Source organism: Peptoniphilus equinus, assembly GCF_027921445.1.
GTDB lineage: Bacteria > Bacillota > Clostridia > Tissierellales > Peptoniphilaceae > Peptoniphilus > Peptoniphilus equinus.
The window spans coordinates 1,056,096-1,082,430 of sequence record NZ_CP115667.1 but is presented as its reverse complement, the minus strand read 5'-3'; the positions used below and the strand labels follow the sequence as shown (position 1 = coordinate 1,082,430).

The 26,335-nt window shown below is 43.7% G+C and carries 21 protein-coding genes; 15 read left to right on the top strand and 6 right to left on the bottom strand.

Annotation, left to right across the window (positions count from 1 at the left end; genetic code table 11):
* Positions 1–35 precede the first annotated feature (35 nt).
* From O6R05_RS05135 to O6R05_RS05125, 3 genes are read left to right on the top strand one after another with little or no spacing between them, the layout of a single operon-like run.
* A complete protein-coding gene (locus O6R05_RS05135; RefSeq protein WP_271190928.1) occupies positions 36–1,598 on the top strand; it encodes a recombinase family protein in 1,563 nt (520 codons plus the stop codon).
* Positions 1,591–2,007, top strand: coding sequence for a recombinase family protein (locus O6R05_RS05130; RefSeq protein WP_271190927.1), 417 nt, complete (start codon positions 1,591–1,593; stop codon positions 2,005–2,007). The genes O6R05_RS05135 and O6R05_RS05130 overlap by 8 nt, the downstream gene beginning before the upstream one ends.
* Positions 2,000–3,562, top strand: coding sequence for a recombinase family protein (locus O6R05_RS05125; protein WP_271192300.1), 1,563 nt, complete (start codon positions 2,000–2,002; stop codon positions 3,560–3,562). Before O6R05_RS05130 ends, O6R05_RS05125 begins: the two co-directional genes overlap by 8 nt.
* Before the next feature lie 237 nt (positions 3,563–3,799).
* On the opposite strand, the gene O6R05_RS05120 is transcribed toward O6R05_RS05125, so the two are convergent.
* The 6 genes from O6R05_RS05120 to O6R05_RS05095 all read right to left on the bottom strand — a co-directional run bounded on the left by O6R05_RS05120 (position 3,800) and on the right by O6R05_RS05095 (position 10,436).
* A complete protein-coding gene (locus tag O6R05_RS05120) occupies positions 3,800–4,744 on the bottom strand; it encodes an Abi family protein (protein ID WP_271190926.1) in 945 nt (314 codons plus the stop codon).
* Between the two features lie 455 nt (positions 4,745–5,199).
* On the bottom strand, positions 5,200–5,688 hold the full coding sequence (locus tag O6R05_RS05115) for a LeuD/DmdB family oxidoreductase small subunit (RefSeq protein ID WP_271190925.1): 489 nt from the start codon (positions 5,686–5,688) through the stop codon (positions 5,200–5,202).
* Positions 5,689–5,701: 13 nt separating this feature from the next.
* Entirely contained in the window at positions 5,702–6,922 is a 1,221-nt protein-coding gene (locus O6R05_RS05110) for an aconitase/3-isopropylmalate dehydratase large subunit family protein (RefSeq protein ID WP_271190924.1), read from the bottom strand.
* A gap of 94 nt (positions 6,923–7,016) precedes the next feature.
* Complete coding sequence (locus O6R05_RS05105) at positions 7,017–8,279, bottom strand: SLC13 family permease (RefSeq protein WP_271190923.1); 1,263 nt, start codon at positions 8,277–8,279, stop codon at positions 7,017–7,019.
* A 26-nt stretch (positions 8,280–8,305) separates the two neighbouring features.
* Positions 8,306–9,226 (bottom strand): hydroxymethylglutaryl-CoA lyase, encoded by a 921-nt coding sequence (locus O6R05_RS05100; RefSeq protein ID WP_271190922.1) that lies wholly within the window; start codon positions 9,224–9,226, stop codon positions 8,306–8,308.
* A gap of 16 nt (positions 9,227–9,242) precedes the next feature.
* A complete protein-coding gene (locus O6R05_RS05095) occupies positions 9,243–10,436 on the bottom strand; it encodes a CaiB/BaiF CoA transferase family protein (RefSeq protein WP_271190921.1) in 1,194 nt (397 codons plus the stop codon).
* A 243-nt stretch (positions 10,437–10,679) separates the two neighbouring features.
* Between O6R05_RS05095 and O6R05_RS05090 the strand changes: the two genes are divergently transcribed.
* The 12 genes from O6R05_RS05090 to rpoN all read left to right on the top strand — a co-directional run bounded on the left by O6R05_RS05090 (position 10,680) and on the right by rpoN (position 26,132).
* Positions 10,680–12,557, top strand: coding sequence for a PrpR N-terminal domain-containing protein (locus O6R05_RS05090; RefSeq protein ID WP_271190920.1), 1,878 nt, complete (start codon positions 10,680–10,682; stop codon positions 12,555–12,557).
* 467 nt (positions 12,558–13,024) lie between these two features.
* The gene (locus tag O6R05_RS05085) at positions 13,025–13,519 is read left to right on the top strand and encodes a hypothetical protein (protein WP_271190919.1); all 495 of its coding nucleotides are present in this window, start codon (positions 13,025–13,027) and stop codon (positions 13,517–13,519) included.
* Positions 13,520–13,542: 23 nt separating this feature from the next.
* Positions 13,543–14,427, top strand: a complete 885-nt coding sequence (locus tag O6R05_RS05080) for an NAD(P)-binding domain-containing protein (protein ID WP_271190918.1) — start codon at positions 13,543–13,545, stop codon at positions 14,425–14,427.
* Between the two features lie 75 nt (positions 14,428–14,502).
* Entirely contained in the window at positions 14,503–15,921 is a 1,419-nt protein-coding gene (locus O6R05_RS05075) for a four-carbon acid sugar kinase family protein (RefSeq protein ID WP_271190917.1), read from the top strand.
* A 15-nt stretch (positions 15,922–15,936) separates the two neighbouring features.
* Complete coding sequence (locus tag O6R05_RS05070) at positions 15,937–17,241, top strand: four-carbon acid sugar kinase family protein (RefSeq protein WP_271190916.1); 1,305 nt, start codon at positions 15,937–15,939, stop codon at positions 17,239–17,241.
* 152 nt (positions 17,242–17,393) lie between these two features.
* Complete coding sequence (gene pdxA / locus O6R05_RS05065) at positions 17,394–18,392, top strand: 4-hydroxythreonine-4-phosphate dehydrogenase PdxA (protein ID WP_271190915.1); 999 nt, start codon at positions 17,394–17,396, stop codon at positions 18,390–18,392.
* Positions 18,393–18,419: 27 nt separating this feature from the next.
* Positions 18,420–19,832: a GntP family permease gene (locus O6R05_RS05060; RefSeq protein WP_271190914.1), complete on the top strand. Its 1,413-nt coding sequence runs from the start codon at positions 18,420–18,422 to the stop codon at positions 19,830–19,832.
* A 113-nt stretch (positions 19,833–19,945) separates the two neighbouring features.
* Positions 19,946–20,785 (top strand): ketose-bisphosphate aldolase, encoded by an 840-nt coding sequence (locus O6R05_RS05055; RefSeq protein ID WP_271190913.1) that lies wholly within the window; start codon positions 19,946–19,948, stop codon positions 20,783–20,785.
* Between the two features lie 460 nt (positions 20,786–21,245).
* On the top strand, positions 21,246–22,496 hold the full coding sequence (locus tag O6R05_RS05050; RefSeq protein ID WP_271190912.1) for an FAD-dependent oxidoreductase: 1,251 nt from the start codon (positions 21,246–21,248) through the stop codon (positions 22,494–22,496).
* 9 nt (positions 22,497–22,505) lie between these two features.
* On the top strand, positions 22,506–23,975 hold the full coding sequence (locus tag O6R05_RS05045) for an SLC13 family permease (RefSeq protein WP_271190911.1): 1,470 nt from the start codon (positions 22,506–22,508) through the stop codon (positions 23,973–23,975).
* A gap of 4 nt (positions 23,976–23,979) precedes the next feature.
* Positions 23,980–24,669, top strand: a complete 690-nt coding sequence (locus tag O6R05_RS05040; RefSeq protein ID WP_271190910.1) for a YczE/YyaS/YitT family protein — start codon at positions 23,980–23,982, stop codon at positions 24,667–24,669.
* Positions 24,670–24,839: 170 nt separating this feature from the next.
* Positions 24,840–26,132, top strand: a complete 1,293-nt coding sequence (gene rpoN, locus O6R05_RS05035) for an RNA polymerase factor sigma-54 (protein WP_271190909.1) — start codon at positions 24,840–24,842, stop codon at positions 26,130–26,132.
* Positions 26,133–26,335 lie beyond the last annotated feature (203 nt).

The window sequence follows — 26,335 nt, the reverse complement described above, 5'->3', positions numbered from 1 at the left end:
GGGAATATAGCACTAGCAGAAAGGAGGTTGAATGGATGAAAAAGATAACAAAAATAGAAGCGAATCAAAAAGAAGAATCTATATTAAGAGCTGCTGTCTATGCAAGAGTATCGACAGATGAGGAAGCTCAGCTTGTGAGTCTTAAAACGCAAAAAGCACACTACGAAAAGATAATATCTGAGAACGAATCATATACATTTGCAGGTCTATACTTTGATGAAGGCATCACTGGAACAAAGAAAGAATGCAGGGATGGACTTCTAAAAATGCTAAAAGACTGTGAGAATGGGAAGATAGACTTTATCCTAACCAAATCCATCTCAAGGCTTGCAAGAAACACGACAGATTGTTTGGAAATCGTACGAAGACTCCTTGACTTAAACATTGGTATCTATTTTGAAAAAGAAAACATTGATACAAGAACCATGGAAAGTGAGTTGATATTATCCATACTTTCATCCCTTGCAGAAAGTGAGTCCAGGTCTATATCAGAAAATAACAAATGGTCTATAAGAAAGAGATTTCAAAATGGAACGTTTATTATATCAAGCCCACCTTATGGCTATGAGAATATAGACGGAAAGATGGTAGTGAATGAAGAAGAAGGAAAAATAATAAAAGAAATATTTGAAGAGTATCTTTCAGGTAAGGGAACACATAAAATAGCAGATGACTTAAATAAGAGAAAGATTAATGGACAAAAAGGAGCAAGCTGGCACGGGTCGACTATAAACGGCATCTTAAAAAATGAAAAATACACAGGGGATGTTATCTACCAAAAGACTTATACAGATGAAAATTATAATAGACATAAAAATAAGGGAGAAGAAGACCAGTATAAGATAATAGATAACCATGAAGCCATAGTAAGTAGAGAGGATTTTGAGAAAGTTCAAGAATTATTAAGACTTAGGGCTATAGCAAAAGGAAATGGAGAAAACACTAAAAGATATCAAAATAGATATAGCCTATCGGGGAAAATAAAGTGTGGCGAGTGTGGTTCAAGCTTTAAGAGAAGACATCACTATAATGGCAAAGATAAATATATAGCTTGGACTTGCAGTGAACACCTTAAAGATATTAATAAATGTTCTATGAAGTTTATAAAAGACAAGGACATAAAATTAGCTTTTGTAACTTTAGTTAACAAGCTAATCTTTGGAAAAGATAGTATCCTAATGCAACTCTTAGAATCATTAAAGAGAGTGGATAGTAAGGAAGAAGTAGAGAAAATAAATAAAATAGAAGAAAGCCTAGAAAATCTAAATGAAAGAAAAGAGGTTCTAGGTAAACTAATAACTTCAGGCGTTTTAGATGCAAGTATTTACGCAAAGGAAAGCAGTGAAATTTCAAGTGAAGAAAGAAATCTACACAAAGAAAAGGAAAGAAGTAAAAAAGCCATCCTTGGAAATGATGAAGAAATAAGAGAGCTTGAAAAACTAATAGGAATCTTAGATAAAAGCAAAATGATAGATCACTTTGAAGATGACTTGTTTGAAGAAATCATTGACCACATTCAAGTTGTCAATAGAGAGACTCTTGATTTTCATTTAAAGTGTGGACTTGTATTAAGAGAGGAAATGAAAGGAGATGTCTAGGTTATGTTATGGCTATACCATTAGAGATGGAAGATTAGAAGTTCAGGAAAAAGAAGCGGAGAATATAAGAAAAATCTTTAAAAACTATCTTGATGGAAATGCCCTTATAAAGTCGGCGAACCTTGTAGGCTTAAAGAAAAACAGCTCAAGCGTTAAAAGAATCCTTACCAATAAAAAATATTTAGGAAACGAAATCTATCCCAAGATAATAGATAGAGAAAGTTTTGAAAAGGCAGGTCAAATGCTAAAAGAAAGGGCAGTGGCCATGGGACGAGTTTGGAAAAAAGAAGAAGAAACTATTAAAGTTCCCTGCAAGTTTAGATATAAGAAGGAAGAGACTTTGCCCATAGATCCCTTTGAACGAGCAAGCCACCAGTACAATTTAATCGAGGTGATAGATGATGAATAGCAAGGTCATAGTTATACCAGCGAAGAAGAAAAAAGGAAATTCCATCAAGGAATCAGAAAAAAAGAAACTAAGAGTAGCAGCCTATGCAAGGGTATCAACAGACAGCGATGAACAAGTAACTTCTTATGACACTCAAATAGACCATTACACAAATTATATTAAGAAAAATCCAGAATGGGAATTTGCGGGAGTATTTTCTGATGAAGGAATCAGTGGAACTTACACCAAGAAAAGAGCTGGCTTTAATAAAATGATTGAAGAAGCCATGGAAGGAAATATCGACTATATAATCACAAAGTCTATATCTAGGTTTGCCAGAAATACCCTAGACTGCTTAAAGTATATTAGAAAACTTAAAGAAAATAACATACCAGTTTACTTTGAAAAAGAAAACATCAATACCATGGATGCCAAGGGAGAAGTTCTCCTTACCATTATGGCATCTCTTGCTCAACAGGAAAGTCAGTCTTTATCACAAAATGTGAAGTTAGGCTTTCAATATAGATTTCAACAGGGCCAAGTCCAAGTAAATCATAATAGGTTCTTAGGCTACACAAAAGACGAAGAGGGAAAACTTGTCATAGTTCCTGAAGAAGCAAAAATTATAAAAAGGATCTACAGAGAATATTTAGAAGGAGCAAGCCTACGAGATATTAAGGAAGGACTAGAGAAAGACAAGATAGTAAATGGAGCAGGAAATAAGAAGTGGCATGTATCAAACCTCAATCAAATATTAACCAATGAGAAATACATGGGGGATGCCCTCTTACAAAAGACTTATACAGTGGATTTCCTGAATAAGAAGAGAGTAAAAAATGATGGAATTGCGCCTCAATACTATGTAGAAAATAGCCATGAAGCCATCATACCAAAAGAAATTTTCATGCGAATTGGAGAAGAAATGTACAGACGTGCTAATATGGTGAGTGGCAAAGGGAAACGAAGGATCTACTCAAGTAAATACGCACTTTCAAGTATCGTCTATTGCTCTAAATGCGGGGATATTTACAGGAGAATAGCATGGAATAATAGAGGGAAAAAATATACCGTTTGGAGATGCTGTACAAGAGTAACCCATGGCCCAGACTCCTGCCATGCTAGAACCATAAAAGAAGAAGACCTACAAGCGGCAGTCGTAGAAGCCATCAATCAGCTTATAGCTGAAAGCAGTGAATTAAAAGAAATAATAAAAGAGAACATTAAAAATGCCATCACAGGTGATGGAAGTAGGCAGATAGAAGAAATAGACAAAGAAATGTTAGAGGTTCAAGAAGAGCTTTTAAAAGTAGCTAATGCCAAGAAAGACTACACAGACCTTGCAGACAGGGTCGAAGAGTTAAGAAATGAAAAAGATAAGATACTACTAGATATGGCAGAAGAGAAGAATGAACAAAGCAGAATAATGGAATTAGAAGAATTTTTAGAAAATCAGGAATTAGAAATAGAAAGCTATGATGAAGAACTGGTAAGAAAACTAGTGGATAAGATAGTGGTTTATGATGAAATGCTTAAAGTAATATTCAAGTCTGGAATTGAAATTGGAATAGTGAAATAACTCATATATAATGAGTTTGAAAACTTATACGAGAAATAAAAGATTTGACAAAATATCTAGACTTGTGTACTATAATAACTAACAGTACCCGACACGCCTCTTAACAATGCGGACCAAGTCGGGTCTTTTGATTTTAAAATCGTTTAAACTTATAGTCTCAATATATTTGGTGTAATACTACAATGACCGATTGAAAATAATCGTAATTAAATAAAAAATAAGTAGCTAGGTTAATAACTACTTATTAGAAAACCCTGATATTTCAAATATATCATCAATTGAGATGCTAGTAAATTTGCCCTCATATTTATTTTTGATGGAGCTAATTGATGAGATTAAAGATTGGTATTCTTTTTCGGGAATAACTAGTTTAAGGACCAGTATTAAATCATGTAAATTTTTGCCGGTATAAATTTCATCGAAAAACTTTTCAAAAATAGCAGTTTGACCAGCTTTATTCAATGAGAATGAATACATGACTTCATCATGGGCACAAACATTTCTGAAAAAATTACAGATTTTAATTATATCTATAAGTTCAGTCTTACTAATTTTTTCTTTAGACTGGTAACTCTCTTTATATCTCTCACCAAAATCTTTAGCAATTTTATTTTGAAGAGATTCATCTAGGGAATTATAAAAATAAGATATATTTCCTAAAGTAAGGAAATTTACAAGAACCCAAAGAGGGATGTGGTCATGCTTTTTTATATAATGCTTAATAGGTTTCTTGCCATTTGAATTTTTATTTTCTCTACTTATGGCATTGGATAATGTCCCTATATTTTTCAAAACATAATTTAACTGATGCTTTGATACAGAATAATTTTCAATTTGTAAGTAAGGATATAGTCCATCTCTGTATAAGTCTGAAAAATGATAAGCACAGGATGTTTTTAGAAGTTTCTCAAAACGGAGCAGAGAAGAAAAAATCACTTCTTTTAATTCACGATCCATTTCATGAAGAGCATAAATTTCTTCAAAACTACTACCATCTTTATATACATCTTCTACCTCATTATAAGATTTATTGTCTAAAAATGGAGTTTTATAGCCATTGATAAGGTTATAATAATTAACTTGTGATAAAATAATCTTAGCATATTCTGGATTATTAATATCTAAACCTCTATTTGAGAGTATTTCAATTTGTTCATCATAAGTTTTAAACGGTTTACTCATATACACACCTCATAAAAAAACGCCCCGCCACGTATGGCAAGGGCTTGTTCCTTAGCTAAATTGTAGCAGAATTATACTTAAAGTCAAGGATTGTAAGAAATAATTTTTTATGATGTATAATCAGAGATAGCTATGTTCCCACATACTAAGCTTTTGAAAAATCATTAAATTTATCCATACTGACCACTCAAGCCACGTGGAAACGGTCGTATTGATGTCAAAATCCCCAGCCCTCTTACCGGATGAAAAAAGACAAGGAACCGGTAAAAAAGCTGGGGATACGGTTGTTTGGTAATTGGTCTGTCATGGCTGTTGAGCTGTAACATGACAATCAGACGGATTCCAATTTCATTTTTTATCAAAGTCGAAATGAGGGAGTTACAGGAAGAACAACAGATTATCGTATGGTATGTCTGTAGAACAGAGTTTTATTTATCCCTATTCTAAAAGTATATTTAGGATTTTCGGAGCTTATCTGAGATATAGTTAATCAAGCCCCCCTTTTCAATAATCTGCGCAATGTGGGTGGGAATCGGGTTGCAGTGGTAAGTTTGTCCGGTAGTTTCGTTGAGGATGATACCGGTGAGGTAATCAACATCCAGCATATCATCCTTGCTGATCTTGTCCGTATCAGGACATTCCAGCACGATAATGCCCACATTGATGCAGTTGCGGTAAAAAATACGAGCGTAATCCATGGCGATGACGATTCGCACGCCCAGCTCCTTCAGGCAGAGCGGTGCAGTCTCACGGCTGGATCCTGAGCCCAGATTGTGTTCACAAACGAAGATATCGCCTGGCTGGAAGCCATCTGCGAAGGTGGGATCCAAATTTGCCATACAGTACTTTGCAGCCGACTTGATATCTAGTTCCATGGATTCTGGTGGCGTGATGATGTCCGTATTGATGTTATCCTTGTATTTCCAAACTTTACCTTTAGTCATTTTCTTTCCCTCCTTAAAGGAACTTGCGAGGATCTGTCAGCTTACCGGTCAGTGCCGTAGCAGCGGCTGTCAAAGGAGATACTAGATATACACCGGAGCTTTTACTACCCATACGACCGAGGAAATTGCGGTTGGTGGTAGATACACATACTTCATGGTCACCGATATTGCCGGAATGAACACCAAGACAAGCACCGCAGGTGGAGCCGAGAATGATACAGCCGGCATCTGCCAGAATGGATAGAATGCCATCTTTCAGGCATTCGTTATAGATGTCCTTGGAAGCAGGAGATACCAGCACGCGGATAGTAGGCTCCACAGTTTTGCCTTTCAGCAACTCCGCAGCCATCTTCAGGTCATGGTAGCGTCCACCGGTGCACGAACCGATATAGACCTGATTTACTTTGACATCATTGACGTCCACTACATTGAATACATTATCGACTTCATGAGGGCAGGCTACTTGAGGTACTAACTGGCTTGCATCAAAATTCAGGGTTTGGATATAGTTGGCGTCCGCATCGGAATTGAATTGGCTGAAATCGTCGGTAATGCCGAAGCGACGCTTCATATACTCGGCGGTAATCTGATCATAGCCGATAATGCCGGCTTTGGCACCGGCCTCTACTGCCATATTGCTCAGACACATACGTTCATCCATGATCATATGGCGTATGGAGCTGCCGTCATACTCCATGGACTTGTAGGTTGCGCCTGCGTGTCCCAGGTGCTTAATGGTATGTAGTGACACATCCTTTGCCATGACGCCCGGATGTAGCTCGCCATCCCAGTTGATATGGATGGTTTGAGGCACCTTCATCCAAATCTGACCGGTTGCCAGCACACCGGACATTTCGGTAGAACCGATACCGGAACTGAAGCAGGTCAAGGCACCATAGGTGGTGGTATGAGAATCCGTACCGACGACAACAGTTCCTGGAACGACATGGCCCTTATCCACCATTACCTGATGGCAAGGACCCGCGAATTCATAGTAGTTACTTACTTTATTTTCTGAGGCCCAGTCTCTGGTGAATTTCACAATGTTTGCTTGTTTGATATTGGCCGGAGGCGTATAATGGTCGGATACGATAACGACCTTCTGTGGATCCCATATCTTCGCACCCATTTTTACCAGATTATCTGCAATTTCTACACGAGGTCCCAAAATGTCATCCATCATAGCCTTATCGACATTGACCCAGACGATATCGTCTGCCTTTATCGATGTCATTCCGGAAGCGTTTGCAAGAATTTTTTCACTGATAGTCATTCCCATAATGATATTCCTTTCTTTTGAATCAGGTTATAAGCTCAGCATTCGCCTATTAGTGGAAGATACTGAAGCCGCCCAGGAAGCCAAAAATTGTACAGAAAATGACGCCACCGATTGCTACACCGAAAAGATCTGCAAACAACTTGCGTTCTTCCTCTTCGCCGCATCCGGTCTGAGAACAGTAGGAAGCAAGACCCATGGAACCACCGGATGAGATTGGTGACACACCTGCAGTGTGGGCGGTAGCGGTAATGGCAGTAACCATTGCGGTAGCGGTCACCTGAGTAGTACCCATGTTTGCCAGTAGAGGAGCGACGGTAGGTATCAGAGTTGGCATTACAACACCGGAGGTGGAACTGAACCAACTCATGATGCCGGCAGTCGCGCCGATCAAAGGAATAGTAGTTCGATCAGTCATGATGGAGGCCAGACTATTTGCTAGAAGGTCAATACCACCGGCAATGATAACAAGGTTCATCAGCACATTGATACCACATACCAGGAGCAGGGTTTGCCATGGAATGCCTGCGATGGCTTTCTTTTGGTCTGCGGTCTTGAGCAACAGCAAAATGACAGATGCGACAAAGGAACTCAGACCGACATCAAACTTGAAGACCAGTACGCAAATGGCAACACCTAGGATTGCGACGCAGCTGAGCTTCTGCTTTTTAGACATCTTGGGAATATCGGACAGATTAACAGGATTGTCCGCCTTGATCTTGTAGCCTTTCAATACGATGTACAGCGTGACTGCAAATAGAGTACTGCAGAGAAACTGACCCATCATAAGACCAGTTCCAATATATTCAGTAATACCATTTTCCGCTGCCAGAGTCGCGCCAAGAATACCGGTGGTGGTCAACGGCGTAGTTCCGCCACCCTGAGCACCAAGTAGGCCCATAGGGATCAATAGAACAGGATTGACCTTCATTTCTGCCGCGAGTGCTGCACAGAAAACAGCCATAAGAGACATAACAGGGACACAGCCGCATCCGATGCCCGCCATGAATACTGCGACAAAGTAAACGATCAGCGGAATCAGGTAGGTTCTTTTGCCTGCGGTGGCAACTGCACGCTTTGCAATCAACTGAAGGGCGTTGTTTTCACTGGCGATTGAAAAGAGAAGCATAACGCCGGTTAGCTGTACAAACAAGGTGGTAGCAAATCCGGCAATGATAGTCTTGTCTGCCATGTCCATGAAATGTCCAAGGATCATCGCACAGGCAATGCTTAACAAACCGGTATTGATTTTGGATTTGTAGCCCACAAACAAAATGCAGACAAAAACGATTAAAGAAATAACTGCAAAATTCATAATGTTCTCCTTAAGTTCAATGTAATTTATAGGAAACAGGCACTCTGTGCCAGCTCGTCGATGGTATTATTCACACGGATGTTGGAGCCGGAATAATTACCTTCGATGCTCTGATACATGTCCTTGGCTGCAGTAAGGATCTTTTTGAAATTGATGCCGGTCTCAATACCCATCTCATCCATCATGAAAACCACATCCTCGGTGGCGGTATTTCCGGAAGCACCTGGAGCAAATGGACAGCCGCCCAGTCCTCCCAGGGTAGACTGTATACCGTCTACACCTGCTTCGATGCCTGCCAAAGTACATACAATGCCCAAACCACGGGTGTCATGAATGTGGATTTCGATATCGATATCGGGAAATGCCGCTCGGGTTGCCGCTATAAAATCCCTTACTTGCTTGGGATCAGCCATACCGACGGTGTCACACAGGTTGAAGGTTCGCACACCCAGATTATATGCCCGCTGTTCAAATGCCAACAGCTTATTGACATCCCGCTGCTTACCTTCAAAGGGGCAGCCGAACGCCGTTGCGATATCGAGACAAACCTCCATGTCAGGGAAGGACTTGATGATTTTCTCTAACTCTTCAAAGCTCTGGTCATGAGTTCTTCTGATATTTGCCATGTTGTGGCTGGCGCTCAGGGAAATCACATTGGTTACCTTCTTCAGACCGATGCTGTGGGCACTTTCCGCCCCGCAGTAATTTGGAATCAGGGCAAAAATATCCAGATCCGGATGTTTGGTCCGTACGGCGCTTACTATTTCAACCGCATCTTTCAGTTGAGGAATCGCTTTGGGACTGACAAAGCTGGTGACCTGAAGATGCTTTACTCCCGCATCAATCATTGCCTCGATGGTGGCTATCTTCTTCTCGACCGGGATATACGCCTTCAGATTTTGAAACCCATCGCGAGGTCCTACTTCAATAATCTTAATATAGTTCATGTTTTACGCCCCTCTATTATATGGCTCCGATTTCAATAAACGTCTCAAACTCTTCTTTGGTATGCCCTAGAAAGCTGCAGAATATTTCTTCATTGTGTTCTCCCAGAAGAGGAGAAGAGGCGGAGGGATCGGCCTTTTTGTTGGTAAATTTCAGCTGATTGTTGGTAATCTTCACCTTACCGGCTACGGGATGCTCCAATACCGGGAACATATTGCGTGCTCCTGCAATGTGTGGATCGGCAGCTACACGATCAATAGTGTTAATAGGCGAAGCAGGAATACCAGCTTTATTCAGAATATCGGAAAGCTCATTTACGGTGTAATTGACAGACCATGCCTCAACAAGCTCTTTTATGGCTTTATGGTTCGCTACACGTTTGGTGACTGTGTTGAATCTCTCGTCTAATACCAGCTCTTCTTTGCCCATCTCTTTGCAGAGTAAAGCAAACAGTTTGTCGTTGCCTGCACCGATGATTGCGTCGCCGTCCTTTGCCTTGAAGGAATCGTAAGGGTAAGTGGACTCGTAGCGATTACCGATACGTCGGGGAATTCGGCCTTCGGTAAAGTAGATCATATTGATGTTCATCATTGCGGAAACTACGGAATCCACCAGAGATACATCGACCTTCTCGCCCTCTCCGGTCCGCTGTTTATTGTTCAGTGCAGCCAGAACGCCGATCGCAAGGCTGAGTCCGCCCAGCACATCACCCATCGGTGTACCGGTTCTGGTAGGAGGAGTATCCTCCCATCCGGTCGTGCTCATCAAACCTCCCATTGCCTGACCTATGATGTCATAGCCCGCTCGCTTGCTGTAGGGCCCGGTGTGACCGAAGCCGGAAATCGAGCCATAGATCAGACCCGGATTTACCTCTTTCAGAGTATCATAGCTTAACCCCAGTTTTTCCATAGTACCCGGGCGGAAACTCTCCAAGAGCACATCGGCCTTTTTTACCATCTCAAAGAACAGTTGCTTGCCTTCCGCAGATTTCAGGTTCAGTGTGCAACCTAGCTTGCCGCGGTTGCAGTTGATAAAGTAGGCGCTTTCCCCATTCTGAAAGGGACCCATCTGGCGGCTGTCGTCGCCCTTTCCGGGTTGCTCTATTTTATAAACAGTAGCTCCCATATCCGCCATCAGTGCCGCGCAGTAGGGTCCTGCCAGCACCCTGGTCAGATCCAGTACAACAATTCCGTCTAATAATCCCTTGCTCATTTTAAGTTCCTCCTTTTTAAGTTTTCGGGATTTCCGTTATGTCTGTATTCTAGCAAGGGAGAATTTTTCTCTCAACGAAGGAGAATTCGAGGTGTTTTTCACCTGAAATGTTTCTGGATTTCAAAATACATAGCATTTTGAAACATTTCGGGTAAAATTATTTTGGATTTTGGAAACTGCGGTCCCCAAATGAAGCGTGTTTTAGGCTATAATCATTAAAAATAATGAAAAAGGGTGACACATATGAAACATTACACGCAATCTTTAAAACCGATCAAGATATGCTTCCTTGGATACCAGAGATTGACCGAGATAGCAAATGAGGTGGTTGCAAAATATCCTTTTGACGGTTGTGTTATTGAAGTCATTGACTGTGTTCCTGAAAAGCTACCTGAGTTGATACGTGAGCTAGCCACCAAAGGCTTTGATATCTATATTGCCGGCGGTGCCAATGCAGCTGTTTTTTCTCGATATTCTCAGGAGCATCTTTTGGAACTGGCTGTTCGTGATGTGGATTATATGTCCGCTTTGAAAAAGGCCTCCAAAATTGGGAAGAAGATTGCCGTTGTCTGGCATCGACTTGCTCATGAAGTCAATGTGTCCTTATTATCCGATCTATGTAATGTTCCCGCAGACAGTCTTTCCTACGAAGATAGTGCGGAATTATATGAGCTGATGGAATCTTCTGACTATGATGTATTTATAGGTGCTTCACAGGTATGCAGCTTTGCCGCGCAGCTTGGGAAAAGCAGTGTTCTGATATATGCGGGAGAAGAAACCGTTCGTAGTTCGCTCATCCGTGCCCGCCATTTTGCCATAGAGCTGCGCAAGGAACTGACGTACCATGCACTGAACCAGTCCTTGATACGGAACATTCCTTGCGGAATTATTTTTACCAGTGTCAACGGGCAGATCAGCCTCATCAATCAGATCGCCCTGAATTATCTCAATCTTCCATCCAATTTTTCCCAAAAGAGGTTTCTCGGCGATCTCTTTCCCAACCTATCGCCAGATGCCTTTCTGCTTAAAGACAGTCAGAGGGAAGAATCCTTTAAAATTATTGATGGGATCCGCTTTCGATGCACGCAAGTCCGTGTCAATTCCAAAGGTCAGCCAGTCGGTGTGCTTACGATTCTGCGCATTGATAACACGCTTAAAAATGAGAAAAATATACTGGGTACTGGACAGCATCTTGCAAAATGGAAAGAGCTGGTATCAATGTCTGAATGTATGAACCGGGCAATCGAACTCGGTAAGAAATATGCGATGTCCTCGCTTCCTCTTGCCCTGGTCGGCGATGTCAGCCTTCATAGACAGCTGTTTGCTGAAAGTATTCATACTGGCGGATCGAGAGCCCATCAACCCCTGATTGTTATCAACCTTCCCCAGATATCCCCGGCTGATGCGGGACGTCATCTGCTGGGTAGTACAGACTCAAATTCTTCTCATGTGGGTCTGATCGAGATGGCCAAACAGGGGACTATCATCTTGAAAAATGTTCAGGATGCCTGTCCTGCAGTACAGGATATCTTGTTGGATGTCCTGACCAACAATCAGATCATTCCCATTGGTGGTTACGATCCTATCAGTATCAATGTTCGATTTATCAGCATTTTTGACTACCCGCTGCCTAGATCACAGATTCGTCCTGATCTTCTGAGTCGTCTCTGCACTCTGCAGATCGATCTTCCTCCTCTTAAAGAGCGTCAGGAAGATATCCCAATCCTCTTTAAGGAAGCTATTTCCAACCTACGAAATCAGGAATTCCGTATCGAGCGATTTCCGAAGGCAGTCGAAGCACTTCAGCTATATAGCTGGCCGGGCGGTACCTCCGAACTGGAAGCGGTTGCCGGAAGATTTTCGCTTTTTCTGGATGAGAATGTCAAAATCACCCCTTATACCATTCACCATATGGTTATCGAATCTATTGGAGAGGATAATCTGTACCATGAGTTGGAGCTCCTGTACCCCTGTCTGGCAGAGCGTGATATGGCTGCCCCCAATTTTCAAAAAGCTGTGGAGCAGCTTAAATATTATCTGGGAGACACCAACACTTCGATTGCCCAAAAACTTGGAATCAGCCGTTCTTCCTTGTGGAGAGACTTGAAGAAGACAACCTAAGAAAGTCTAGTCGTGTTATGGTTCATATGAATTCCAGCTAGCAGAAAATCTTTACAATACTATTTTTTGTCGGCGCCATTAAAAAAAGGCATCCCAATAGCTGTAAAAGCAGATAAAAACAAAGAGTTTTAGAGTGGACTACGTTTACCAAATGCATATTTGATTAGCTGAAAGAGCATATTGATTTCATTTGCAACTATGAAGAGGTTTTGGTCGAGAATTTTTACATTGAAATATACTAAAAAGTGATTAAATTTCATTAAATTTATGCACCGTTTGCAAGCATATTTGCTATACTTAAAAAAAGATCCGCAAATATTAAGATAGGCAACATCAATCCAACAGAATGGAGAGGGCGCATTTCGTAGGGGAAGATTGTTTCCGACTTTCATCGTTACGAAGTGTGCTTTTTTATTTATATATCGAGTGTCGGCTTATGTGTCGGTGGGAGAAAATTTACTGTAGATATGAATGATTTTGACATTTTCGATAAAAGTAACAGCAGACTTAAGCTAACCATGCTCGTGTCGACAACGATGCTTATTATAGGTGTAGTGATAAAACTGGTGAGTGACTCATATACGGCATATTTTTTGATTGTAATGGCGCTTTTACTTGTTTATGTCAGTTGGAAAAATCATAGTGAATATAGGAAAGCACTGAACGACATTGACGATAGAGACGCATTTGAGTGCGAGTTGAAGACAGCACGATGCTTTAGCGGCATGGGACTTATGCTCACTGATAGCTATGCGGTTGTGGTGAAACCGTCTTTGAGGATCTATGCTTTTGCTAAAATGGATAAATTTGAGGTTGGGATTGCCGAAGGCAGGGAAAAAGTTTTGTTTCTCACCGATGCACAGGGAACTCGGTATAGGATTGCGCGGACTCTGAGCGGAGACGGGAATCAGACGGCATTTGACGAAGTATACCACTATGTATCAAATAAATTTAACCTATGACAGGGATGAAAGGGAGGATGACTATGAAAGTTGGTTTTATAGGACTTGGGATTATGGGTCGACCTATGGCAAAGCATCTGATTCAGGCAGGCCATGCAGTTATGGTTTCCGATATCAAAACTGAACTTGAAGATGAGCTTGTTTCTCTTGGGGCCAGTAAAGGCAATTATGCGCAAATGGGTGAAACATGTGAGGTTGTCATGACCATTCTGCCGACAGCTCAAATTGTACAGTCTGTTCTGTTTGATGAAGGTGGTGTTGCAGAGACAATGCCGAGCGGTGGGATTATTATTGATCACAGCTCCGTGACACCGGTTGAATCGCAAGCTTGTTATGAGAAGCTTAAAGCTAAGGGCATAGGATTTCTCGATGCGCCGGTCTCCGGCGGTGAGCCGGGTGCCATAGCGGGTTCGCTGGCTATTATGGTTGGTGGTGATGACGAGGTTTTCGATAAGGTCAAGCCGGTTATGGAAGCTTATGCGTCATCGATACTATTGACAGGAGAGAGCGGCAGTGGCAGTATTACCAAGCTTGCTAATCAGATTATTGTCAATAATACTATCGCCATCGTATCTGAGGCCCTGGTGTTTGCTGCTAAAGCGGGCGCAGATCCGGAGAAAGTATATAAAGCAATTCGATCGGGACTTGCCGGCAGTGCAGTGCTCGATGCCAAAGCACCGATGATGTTAGCTCATCACTTTGTTCCGGGAGGCACCATTCGTGTCAATCACAAGGATATTACCAATGTTGTTAAGACGGCGCATGCTATCGATGCCCCCATACCGTATAGTGCTCAGCTGTATGAGATTATGCAGGTGTTAAAGGTGCACGGGTATATGGGCGATGACCATGCCGGCATCGTCCGGTATTTTGAAACGCTGGCAGATTGTAGTGTGGAACAGAAATAACATCAAGCGATCAACGGGATGACACAGGTTTGAAACTGCCTTTGGAACCTTGGTGAGGATTAATAAGGAAATGACATGTCGATTCACAGTGATATTTTAAAACAGTATAAGCCAATTGACGAAGTTGCAGTTGATGCACTTCTCTCGGAAGAAATTGCGAAAAATAACAAAAAGATAGTCGTACTTGATGATGACCCGACGGGGGTGCAGACTGTTCATGATATTTCGGTGTATACCTGTTGGGATGAGGATAGCATAAGATCCGCTTTTGCAGAAAAGAACAATCTTTTCTATATTTTGACCAATTCAAGGGGGTTTACCGAGGCGGAGACCACGAAGGTTCATCTTGATATTGCCGCTGTGGTAGATAAGGTCGCAAAAGAATCAGGTAGAGACTATTTATTTATCAGTCGAAGCGACAGCACCTTGAGAGGTCATTATCCTCTTGAGACTAAGTTGCTTAAGGATTGTTACGAGACTTACACCGGCGTGAAAATCGACGGTGAAATATTGTGCCCATTTTTTAAAGAGGGCGGCAGATACACAATTGATAATGTGCACTATGTCAAGGACGGGGATACTCTTGTACCGGCTTGTGAGACGGAATTTGCCAAGGATAGGACTTTTGGTTATACGGCCTCTGATATGCCGGCTTATGTAGAGGAGAAAACCGGCGGAGAATATAAGGCGGAATCGGTCATTTGCATTTCTCTTGAAGATATTCGTAACATGGATTTTGACCGTATCGAGACGCAGTTAAAATCTGCAGAGAATTTTAACAAGATTATTGTCAATGCCATAGACTACGCCGATATCAAAGTGTTTTGTGTGGCGCTCTATCGAGCTATGCATGCCGGCAAGATGTTTATGTTGCGCACAGCGGCGGCTATGGTTAAGGTGATGGGCGCAGTCACGGATATACCGTTGCTGCGTCGAGAAGACATGATTGTGAATGAGACGTCACACGGAGGTATTATCGTTGTCGGATCGCATACAAAAAAGACGACGTCTCAGCTGGCGTGTCTCAAGTCCCTTTCCGAGATAGCATTTATTGAGCTCAATGCCAATCTTGTCCGGGATGAAGCTGCTTTTGAAAGCGAGGTTGACAGATGTGTAGCGCTTGAAGAGACCTATATTAAGGCCGGCAAGACTGTCTGTTGTTATACATCGCGATCACTTATTGTCGCCAATACCGGGGACAAGGAAGATGAACTCCGACTGTCGATAAGAATTTCGAACGCCGTACAGTCTCTGGTCGGCAAACTTTCAGTTACACCGAGCTTCGTCGTCGCCAAAGGAGGCATTACATCAAGTGATATAGGAACAAAAGCTTTGAAGGTAAAGCGAGCGACTGTTCTCGGGCAAATTAAGCCGGGCATTCCGGTGTGGCAGACCGGAAGTGAGAGTAAATTTCCTAAGACGCCATACGTGATATTTCCGGGCAATGTCGGCGAGGCGGACACACTTAAGGAAGCCGTAGAGGAACTATTGTAAAGATAAGGAGAACCTATGTCGGAGTGTATTGTAATTGCTGACGATCTTACCGGTGGCAATGCCACAGGAGTATTGCTTAAAAAGATGAACTATAGGGCGCACACTGTGTTGAATCTCTCAGCTATCGACCCGATAAAGCTGGCAGAGTGCGAGTGTGTGATATATCCGACCAACAGCAGAGGTTTGGATGCGCAAGCAGCCTATGACCGAGTGTATGAAGCGTGTGAGACCCTGGCGAGTAAGGATGTACGTTTATATTCTCATAGAATTGACAGCACACTCCGAGGCAATCTCGGCAGTGAAACCGATGCGATGCTCGACGTTCTCGGTGAGGATTATATCGCGGTGTGTGCACCTTGCTTTCCGGCTACGGCGCGCATCGTGTGCGGCGGCTATATGCTGGTGGGCGGTGTGCCGCTTCACAAGACCAATATTGCATTTGATCCCAAGACCCCGGTCAACATATCCGAGGTTGCGGAGCTATTTCGTCGGCAGAGTCGATATGGGGTTGTCTCCGTCAGGCTGAAGGAGCTTATGGCGGGTAAGCACCATCTGGCAGATGTCATCAATGCACATGTTGAAGCCGGACACAGAATCATATGTTTTGATTGTATAAGCCAAGAGGATCTTGACCTTATTGCCGATGCGTGTATTGAAAGTGGACGTAACATTGTGGCTGTAGATCCCGGCGTGTTTACCACAACACTGGCAAGAAAGCTGATTGTACCCAGAGATAAGCAAGTCAACAGTCGTATTTTGGCTGTGGTAGGAAGTGTGAATCCGAACGCCAGGACTCAAATAGAAGCTCTGTGGCTGGCACAAATCACACACAGAGTCATGATTGAGACCAAAAAACTGCTGGAGAGCGAGACTGCTCGTCAGCACGAGATAGACAGAGTGATTGAAGATGTCATGTCAGGATGTCGACAGCAACAGGTGACTACCATTGTCAGCGACGGGATTTATCCTGAGAATCGTCTGGATTTTACACTGTATATGAAAAAACTTCAATGCTCCCTCGATGAGGTAACTGCAATTATCAATAGTGCTTTTGCACAGATTACCTACGAAATATTTAAACAGGAGCCTTCTTTTAGAGCTATGTATACAAGCGGCGGTGATATTACCGTTGCTGTATGTGAGAGGTTCGGAACTGTCGGACTGAGATTGAGAGATGAGGTGCTGCCGCTCGCTGCTTACGGCAAAATTTTGGGTGGCGCATTCGACGGTGTGCACATCATCACAAAAGGCGGCAGTCAGGGCGGGCCTGATGCCATTAACCTATGTATTACCTATCTCAAGGAGAAGCTGTATATATAGACGAACGTATAGCGTAGCACTTTGAATGTGCTGTGAATGTGCTGCGCGTTGTGGACGGATGGACTATTTGAGGCATAACCTTTACCCTAGGCGACCGGCGATGTGCCTGCCAATGGATAAATTATGCACATTATGAATGAAAGGACATAGAAATGGAAAAACCATTAATTGCGGTAACATTAGGCGATCCGGCAGGCATTGGGCCGGAAATCGTAGCACAGTCAATAGCTGATAAAGACATCTTTGATATTGCAAGATGTATTGTTATTGGCGATAGGAAAATAATGGAGCAGGCCATAAAAATTGTCAAGGCGGATCTGACTATCCATGTTGTGGAGGCTCCTGATGAGGGCGATTATTCCTATGGTGTGCTCAACATGATCGATCTTGATAATATCGATATGGATAAGTTCGAATACGGCAAGGTGAGTGCCATGTGTGGTCAGGCTGCCTTCGACTACATCAAGAAAAGCATTGAGCTTACGATGCAAGGTGAAGCGGACGCTGTGGCAACAACGCCGATCAATAAGGAGTCGCTTCATGCCGCAGCGGTTGACTTTATCGGTCATACCGAAATATTCGGAGCGCTGACGGGCACGGATGATCCGTTGACGATGTTCGAGACCAACGGACTGAGAGTGTTCTTCCTCACACGACACAAGTCGCTCAGAGCAATGCTTGATGATATCAAGAAAGATAGAATCATAGACTATGTGCAACGATGCACGGATGCACTGAGACGACTTGGCGTCACCGAGGGAACAATGGCGGTTGCGGGGTTGAATCCTCATTCGGGAGAGCATGGCCTTTTCGGTTGGGAAGAAGTCAATGAGATTGCCCCTGCGGTAGAAGTACTTAAGGCGGAAGGGTTCAATGTTGACGGGCCTGTACCAGCTGATTCGGTATTCCATCAGGCCGCACTGGGCAAATATAACAGTGTTTTGTCGCTATACCATGATCAGGGACATATTGCGACGAAGACACTTGATTTCGACAAAACTATTTCCATTACCAACGGGATGCCTATCCTGCGTACCTCGGTCGATCACGGTACGGCGTTCGATATCGCAGGCAAGGGCATAGCCGGTGCTGTCAGCATGAAGGAGGCTATTAGATTGGCTGCAAAATATGCACCATTCTTTAAGCAATAATAAGTTATTTATTGAAGGAGGATTATTATGGTAAACGGTCTAGACGGTCAGAGGATGCTTATTGCGCTCCTGATTGGCATTGCAATTCTTATTCTTCTTGTACTTAAGACAAAAGTGCAGGCATTCTTGGCGCTTATCGTTACGACAGTATTGGTAGGCATCATCGGAGGCATGCCGCTTGCCACACAGACCATTGAGGTTGACGGTGTGGAAAAGGCATTCGGTATAGTCAATTCTATTACTACAGGCTTCGGAGGCACACTTGGAAGCATCGGTATTATTATCGGCTTTGGCGTTATGATGGGCGAGATATTCGAAGTATCGGGAGCTGCGAAGCGAATGGCGTATACATTTCTTAAGTTGTTTGGCAAGGGCAGAGAAGAAGAAGCCCTTGCGCTCACCGGTTTCTTCGTATCCATTCCTATTTTCTGTGATTCCGGATTTATTGTATTGGCACCCATCGCTAAAGCGCTTTCGGAATCGACACGTAAATCCGTGATTGGACTTGGCGTGGCACTGGCTTCAGGGCTTGTTATCACCCATTCTTTGGTTCCGCCGACACCGGGCCCCCTTGGTGTTGCGGGGATATTCGGTATTGATGTGGGTAAGTTCATACTGCTTACTCTGGTGCTGGCACTGCCGATGACCATTGCCTGTATCGCCTATTCTCGTCAGGTGCTCTCAAAGAAGTTTTACCGACTGATGCAGGCGGACGGGACAGTCGTCAAGGCTGAGTATCAGGAGCCGGACTATGAGGCCGCGTTTAAAATGGACATGTCAGGTATTCCGGGCACCTTCGAGTCATTTGCGCCGCTGCTTCTTCCTATCGTGTTAATTCTCATCAATACTGTAGCGACGGCGCTGGGCAAGACGGATGGATTCATGCAAGTCCTTATCTTCCTCGGTCAGCCTATCGTAGCCGTCGGACTGGGATTAATCGTTGCCATTTTTACACTGGGTAGACCGTTTGGTAGAGAGGAACTGCTTACCGCTATGGAGCGAGGCATGGCAAGTGCCGGTATTATCATGCTGGTGACCGGTGGTGGTGGCGCCCTCGGTCAGATTATCAAAGATTCCGGACTGGGCAACTTTATGGCTGACGGACTGGCTCAGACAGCCATTCCGATGATTATTCTGCCTTTGGTTATTTCAACGGCAATGCGATTTATTCAAGGCTCGGGCACTGTTGCTATGACCACGGCGGCCAGTATCTCGGCACCGATTTTGATTGCCGCAGGTGTCAGTCCTATGCTGGGCGCTGTCGCTTGCTGCGTCGGTTCGCTATTTTTCGGCTACTTTAACGACAGCTACTTCTGGGTTGTCAACAGAACCCTTGGTGTATCCGAGGCCAAGGAACAGCTGCAGGTATGGTCGGTAACATCGACGATTGCCTGGGCAGTCGGAGTCGTGGAGATTATAATTTTAAGCTTCTTTATGTAAATGGTATTAGACTGATTGGTCATACAATGCTTATCATGCAGGCACCGCACGCCGCGGTGCCTGTCCTTATATAGCTAGGCATAGTGAGAATGCTGAGAAAGTGAGTTGATAATATGAGTTTAGTAACTATGGAGTACCTCGTTCAAAGGGCGTGGCGTGACAGCAGTTGCATTCCGGCATTTAATGTGGGCAGCCTGGAGATGATCCGAGGCGCGGTTCAGGCTGCAGAGGCGCTTAACAAGCCGATCATTATACAGATCGCAGAAAGGCTGCTGCACTATTCACCGTTGGAATATATCGGACCGGCTATGGTGAGTGCCGCCAAAGAAGCGACGGTGGACGTGGCGGTTAATATGGATCATAGTCGAAGTATGCACGTCATTACCAAAGCTCTTGAGCTGGGGTTCACATCGGTGATGTACGACGGTTCTATGGATACTTTTGATGTCAATATACAAGGAACACGGCAAGTGGTGGCACGTGCCAAGACCTATGGCGCGTCGGTTGAGGGTGAGCTCGGCTTAGTCGGAGGCAGTGAGGACGGTTTGAGTGATCACGGCATACAGTGTACCAATCCCGATCTTGCCCGGGAATTCTGTGAGAAAACCGGGATATCGGCCCTTGCTGTAGCCATCGGCAATGCACACGGTGACTATCCGACGGCGCCTGAACTTGCCTTTGACATACTGGATGCGATTAATGAGCGTGCACAAATACCCTTGGTGCTTCATGGGGGATCAGGCCTTTCAGATGATGATTTTCGCAAAGCTGTATCTCTTGGGATTGCCAAGATTAATATAGGTACGGCAAGCTTTAACAAGGTGACACAGTTTGCCGACAACTATCTTTCAAGTGCTGTGAAGCCGGATTATTTCGGATTGAACGAGGCAATGACAGAGGGTATGTATGAGAATGCCATAAAGCATATCAAAGTATTTACCGGCATGGCGTGATATCGGTGGTGCCTCTTTTTGTTTTTATTGGGATTGGTCTATTCGTATCACGGTTTTGAGATGTATAGTCAAAAGGGAACCGATTTTGGCTGCGGCTAGCTAATCAAGGGACCATGGCGTTTACTATCCACTTTTTTCGATTGAAAAAGAATTTACATACCTGATTCAGACTATAGGGGGTGCTCCATAATCTGAATCCTTGGAGTAGCGCAATTCTTTTTCTATCCACAGAACCTTCGAGTTATACCGGGGGTTCTGTTTAGTTTGGGTACGAAACGAGACACAAAAACTCCATGGCGGAATCAATGTGTGCTTTACCTTGGCAAAAGGTAAATGAGAATTTTTACGCTATGGATGATGTGCATAGTAATAATCGATTAGGTATTATATAAATTATGAATTTAGGATAACGGTATTTTTTAATATAATGGTACAATCAAGACGGCAGAGGGAGGGCATTATGAAGCAATTAAAATTTGATGTGGTTGTTGCAGGAGGCGGCAGTGCCGGTGTAGCCGCAGCACTGGCTGCAAGCCGTAATGGTTCTAAGACGCTATTAATTGAGCGGCATGGTGCCTTTGGTGGTGAAGCGACAAATTCATGGGTATCGGCTTATTGCGGGTTTTATACGAAGGGTGATGTGCCGCAACAAGTTGTTTTTGGTATCGGCGATGAAGTCTTGCAGCGATTAAAAGCCTATGGCGAAGATATTTGCTATACGATTTCACCAAGTACGGGCAATGCCTCGGTGCGGTTTCATCCGGAGGTGCTCAAGCTGGTATTGGATGATCTCTTGGAAGCGTCGTCTGTCGATTATCGTTTATACACGTCGGTGGTTTCAGTTCAAGTGGAACATGGTAAAATAAACTCAATCACTATACATGATGACGAAGAGGACACCCTGGTGATGGCTACCTCGTTTATTGATGCGACGGGCAATGGCAACCTGATTCATATGGCAGGTCTAAAGACGGATTGGGGCAATGAACAGGGAGAAGTCCAGCAGTCTTCCTTGGCTGCATGGTTGGAAAATATACCCAGAGGAGAGATTGTCATGTCCCTGCTTACAGAGGCTATACAAAAGGGAAAAGAGGAGGGTATATCGAGTCTGGATAAAGAGAAAGGTCTCATTGTAAAGGTGGCGGATGATACGTATGGATTTTTAACCATTCCCAGTGTTTCCATCCGCAATCTAAGCGGGCCGGAGTTGACCGCCTCAATGATGATCTTGCGTAAGAAGGCTCATGCCTACACCGACGCCCTTCAGACATATGCCCAAGGTTTTGAACGAACCTACCTATCTGCAACGGCTCCTGTGATTGGAATTCGTGAAGCACGACGGATGCGCGGCAAGGTGACTGTGAGGGGGGAAGATATCATGGCTTGTAAAAAGTCCGATGAGGTTGTTGCCCGGGCCGGTTGGCCGGCTGAAATTCACTCTTCATCCGGCTTGATTTATATGGATGTGAAAGACAATGACTGGTTCGACATTCCCATGGGCGCGCTAATCAGCAAGGACTTGTGTAATCTATTTGCAGCGGGCAGAACAATCTCCTGTGATTCCCTTGCTTTGGCATCGCTGCGTGTCATGGGCACCGGATTTGCCACAGGCCATGCGGCCGGTGTCATGGCTTCACACTATGCCCAACGTGGTCAGTTGAACTGTCAAGAGATACAAACTATTTTACGTGAGCAACATGCTTTAATTTAGGGGGAGCGTATGACAATGAAGCAAGACAAAAGTATGGGTCGTTTTGTGACGATTCTCATTGCGTTAGTATTGATGTTTGCCGGGCGGTATGTTCCGGCTTTTCCCGGGTTATCTCCGTCAGGGATGCAGGTATTGGGCATTTTTGCAGGTGTTCTCATTCTATGGTTGACGGTGTCCATTGATTGGCCGTCGATTTTGTTGATTGGTGCACTGGCATTTGTGCCGGAATTAAATTTTGCGTCGATACTGGCAGGTGCATATGGTGGGTCGACATTTGTCTTTTTGATCTTCACCTTTGTGGTTACTTACAGCTTATCTCAGACGACGTATATTAAGCGTACGGCCGTCGCCTTTATTTCTTCCTCGATTGCGTCGCGTGGACCTTGGATTTTTGTGACCTTATATTTTGCAAGCATTCTGTTCATTGGCAGTTTTATTTCGCCGACAGTATTATTCTTTGTCTATTTGCCGATCTTGGAAGAAATTTATGCGCTGTTGGAACTTGAAAAAGGCCATAAATTTGCCGGCATGTTGATGATGGGTACGGTGATTATGTGCGGAATCTCTTCCGGCATGACGCCAATTGCTCACGTCTTTCCCATACTCGCCATGAGTACTTATTCAGAAATGTATGGGCGAGCCATTAATTATGGTCCCTATATGGCCAGTGCAATTCCGGTGGGGCTGATATCTGCGGGGTTGGTTATTTTGACGTTTAAATATCTATTGAAACCGGACACATCTGCTTTTGCCAAATTTGATGCCGCTCGGATTACCGGCGTGAGGGGAAAAACGACTCGAGCAGAGAAAATTGTGTTGTGGGTTTTTATTCTCGTCGTTGCCCTGTGGGTTCTGCCAAGTTTGATCACACCTGTAATTACCACAGGCCTCATCTTTAACGTAGTAACTAAAATTGATGCGCTGGGTACGGCGTTTCCGCCTCTTTTAGGCTTAGTGATTCTGTGTATCCTCACTGACAAGGGCAAGCCGATTTTGAATTTTTCAGAAGCTATGAGCAAAGGGGTCTCATGGTCGTCTGTCATTATGTGCGCGGGCACAACGGCGTTGGGATCTGCCATTACGAATGGTGATATTGGTGTCACGGCGTGGATATCCGACAGATTGGCACCACTCACAGCGAACTTGCCTGTGATCGTTATGGTTTTAGTCTTTACCTTATGGGCTGCAGTGCAAACCAATTTGTCTTCGAACATGGTTACCGCCACGGTAGTATCAGCAGCTGCGCTGACAGTCACCGCCAATATTGAGGGAGTGAATGTGGCTTCCTTAATTGTGAATATCGGTATGATGGCGGCTTATGCTTTCGCCACACCGCCGGCTATGCCTTGTGTGGCCATTGCCGGTTCGTCAGGGTGGACCACTACGACGCAGATGATGATCTATGGCTTCATTGCAATGTTTATTTCTGTTGTCATTGCTACCTTTGTTGGCTATCCTATCGGCGCAATGTTATTATAAGTATATGAAAAAGAAATTTTCTAAAGAAGTTGCCTTTACTCTGGCCATGTGCATCAACAGTATATCGTTGTCCCTATTGGTCAAATCGGATTTTGGCATTGCCACATTAAGTTCACTGCCGAAAGTATTGAATACTATAGTTCCGGACATCTCATTCGGCATGATGAACTTTATCGTTCAATCGGTAGTGTTATGCATTGTGATGATGATTACCAAGCAACCGAAAGCTTCCTATACCATTTCGTTTCTTGTGGGATTTGTGTTTGGAGTGATGGTGGATGGTGCGGATAGTGTTATTATGTTTTTGCCGGATGCGTTGACCTTTAAATTATTTTATTTTGCCCTCGGATGGATCGCAATTTGCTGCGGTGCCACATTGTTTATCCTATCGGCGATGCCCCTCATGCCGTTTGATGTCGTGGTTAAAGACTTGGCACTTTTTACAGGAAAACCCGTGCGATGGGTCAAAACAGTTTGTGACTTGATCATGGTGCTGAGCTCGTTGTCGCTAACCTTTGTCTTTTTGCAGCGCTTAGTCGGTGTGGGAATCGGTACCATCTTTATGATGGCCTTTAATGGCTGGCTGATGGGCAAATATATGGATTGGTTCACACAGCGTTATGACTTTGTCTGCGCGACCCGATTTGGACAGACGATGAACGATTTAGCGGCGATCAGGCCTAAAGATGAGTGAAGACGTAAATATATTATTTCAAAGTAGAGCGGATTTCAGCTAGGAAGTCCGTTTTTTTATTGGAACCTGTCCTAGATGGGGTTGAAGCGTTGCCGGCAGATTATTTAAAGAGAACTTGAGTAGTCAATTTGAAGGATGGGGTGTGATATAATTTTGTTGGTGAGATGATTATGAAATTGGATTTACAAATGCAACCGAAATTAAATATCTCCACAAAATTCATCCAATCCCTGGAAGTACTTTCCATGAATATCTTTGAGCTGGATCGATTCTTAAAAGAGGAGAGCGAAGAGAATGTGATGTTGGATTTCACATCGAGATTGGAGCAAGACAACTATGTGAACCGTTTAAAATCCTCACTTCAAAGCGTCACGTATGGGGATAATCCGATAGAAGAGCTTGCTTACAACGCTGAGGGGTTGCAGGACTATTTGTTGTCGCAACTTAGGGACTTGGATGTGGAGCGCGATATACGGCTTATCATCCATTACTTAATTTTGAATTTAGACGAGTCGGGGTATCTAACGATGTCTCTTGACGAGGTCGCCGACGTGTTGTTGCAGCCTGAAGCGCGTGTGGCAAACGCGCACAGCATACTGTTGACGTTGGATCCGCCAGGGGTGGGTGCACGGCACTTGTCGGAATGTCTCATCAGTCAAATTGATCGCTCCGATACCGTATTAGTTCGGTTGATCCAAGACCATTTGGAAGATATCGCGCAAAATAAATGGCAGAAGATTGCGAAACAAATGGGCCTATCTATAAGCGAGGTGCAGAGTTTAACTGCAACCATAAAAAGGCTCAATCCGAAACCGGGACAGGTCTACCAAGGAGATAGAACCGTTGAGTATGTCATTCCGGAAATATTTGTCAGCGTGGCACGCCAAGACATTGCTATACATATGGATTTGGAGAAGACTATTCACTTGAATGACTATTATTTGAACCTGCTTTCTCAAAATATTGACGAGGACACGAAAGCCTATTTACATAACAGATTAAATCGAAGTGCCCTGATTATGAAGTCCGTCGATATGAGGAATCAAACGCTGAGGGATGTGGCGGCATACATCATTACATACCAAAAAGACTTCTTTATATACAACCTCCCATTACAACCTCTTAGGATGAAAGATGTGGCAGATGTGTTAAGCCTTTCCATTTCCACGGTCTCAAGAGCAGTCAAAGGAAAATACTTGGAATATTATCAAGGTGTCATGCCTTTAAAGGATTTATTTACACCCATGACGTTACACAACAGCGTCTCTCAAGACTACATAAAACATAGAATTAAACACCGGATTGACGCCGAAGACAAAGTTCATCCTCTCTCAGACAACAAATTGGTTGCACTGCTGAATGAAGAGGGCATTACCATCAAACGCAGAACTGTTCAAAAATATCGTGATGCGATGCACATACCGTCATCTCAAATGCGGCGCAGAGATGATCGGACGGTTTAAAGATGAAGTGGAAAGTTTTTCAAAGATTGTGGCGCCGGCATAGGCACCGCAGTTTCAAGAGTGATGAAAAGCAAAGTCGTACCAAACTACCTATGGCCGAGTTTAAGGATGTTGTCATGTTCGGATGACGTCAGATTCCATCTGAAGACGTCGTAGGCTGGAGTGTTTACGACGAACGAGAAGGGGCGCGCTCACAGTGAGTA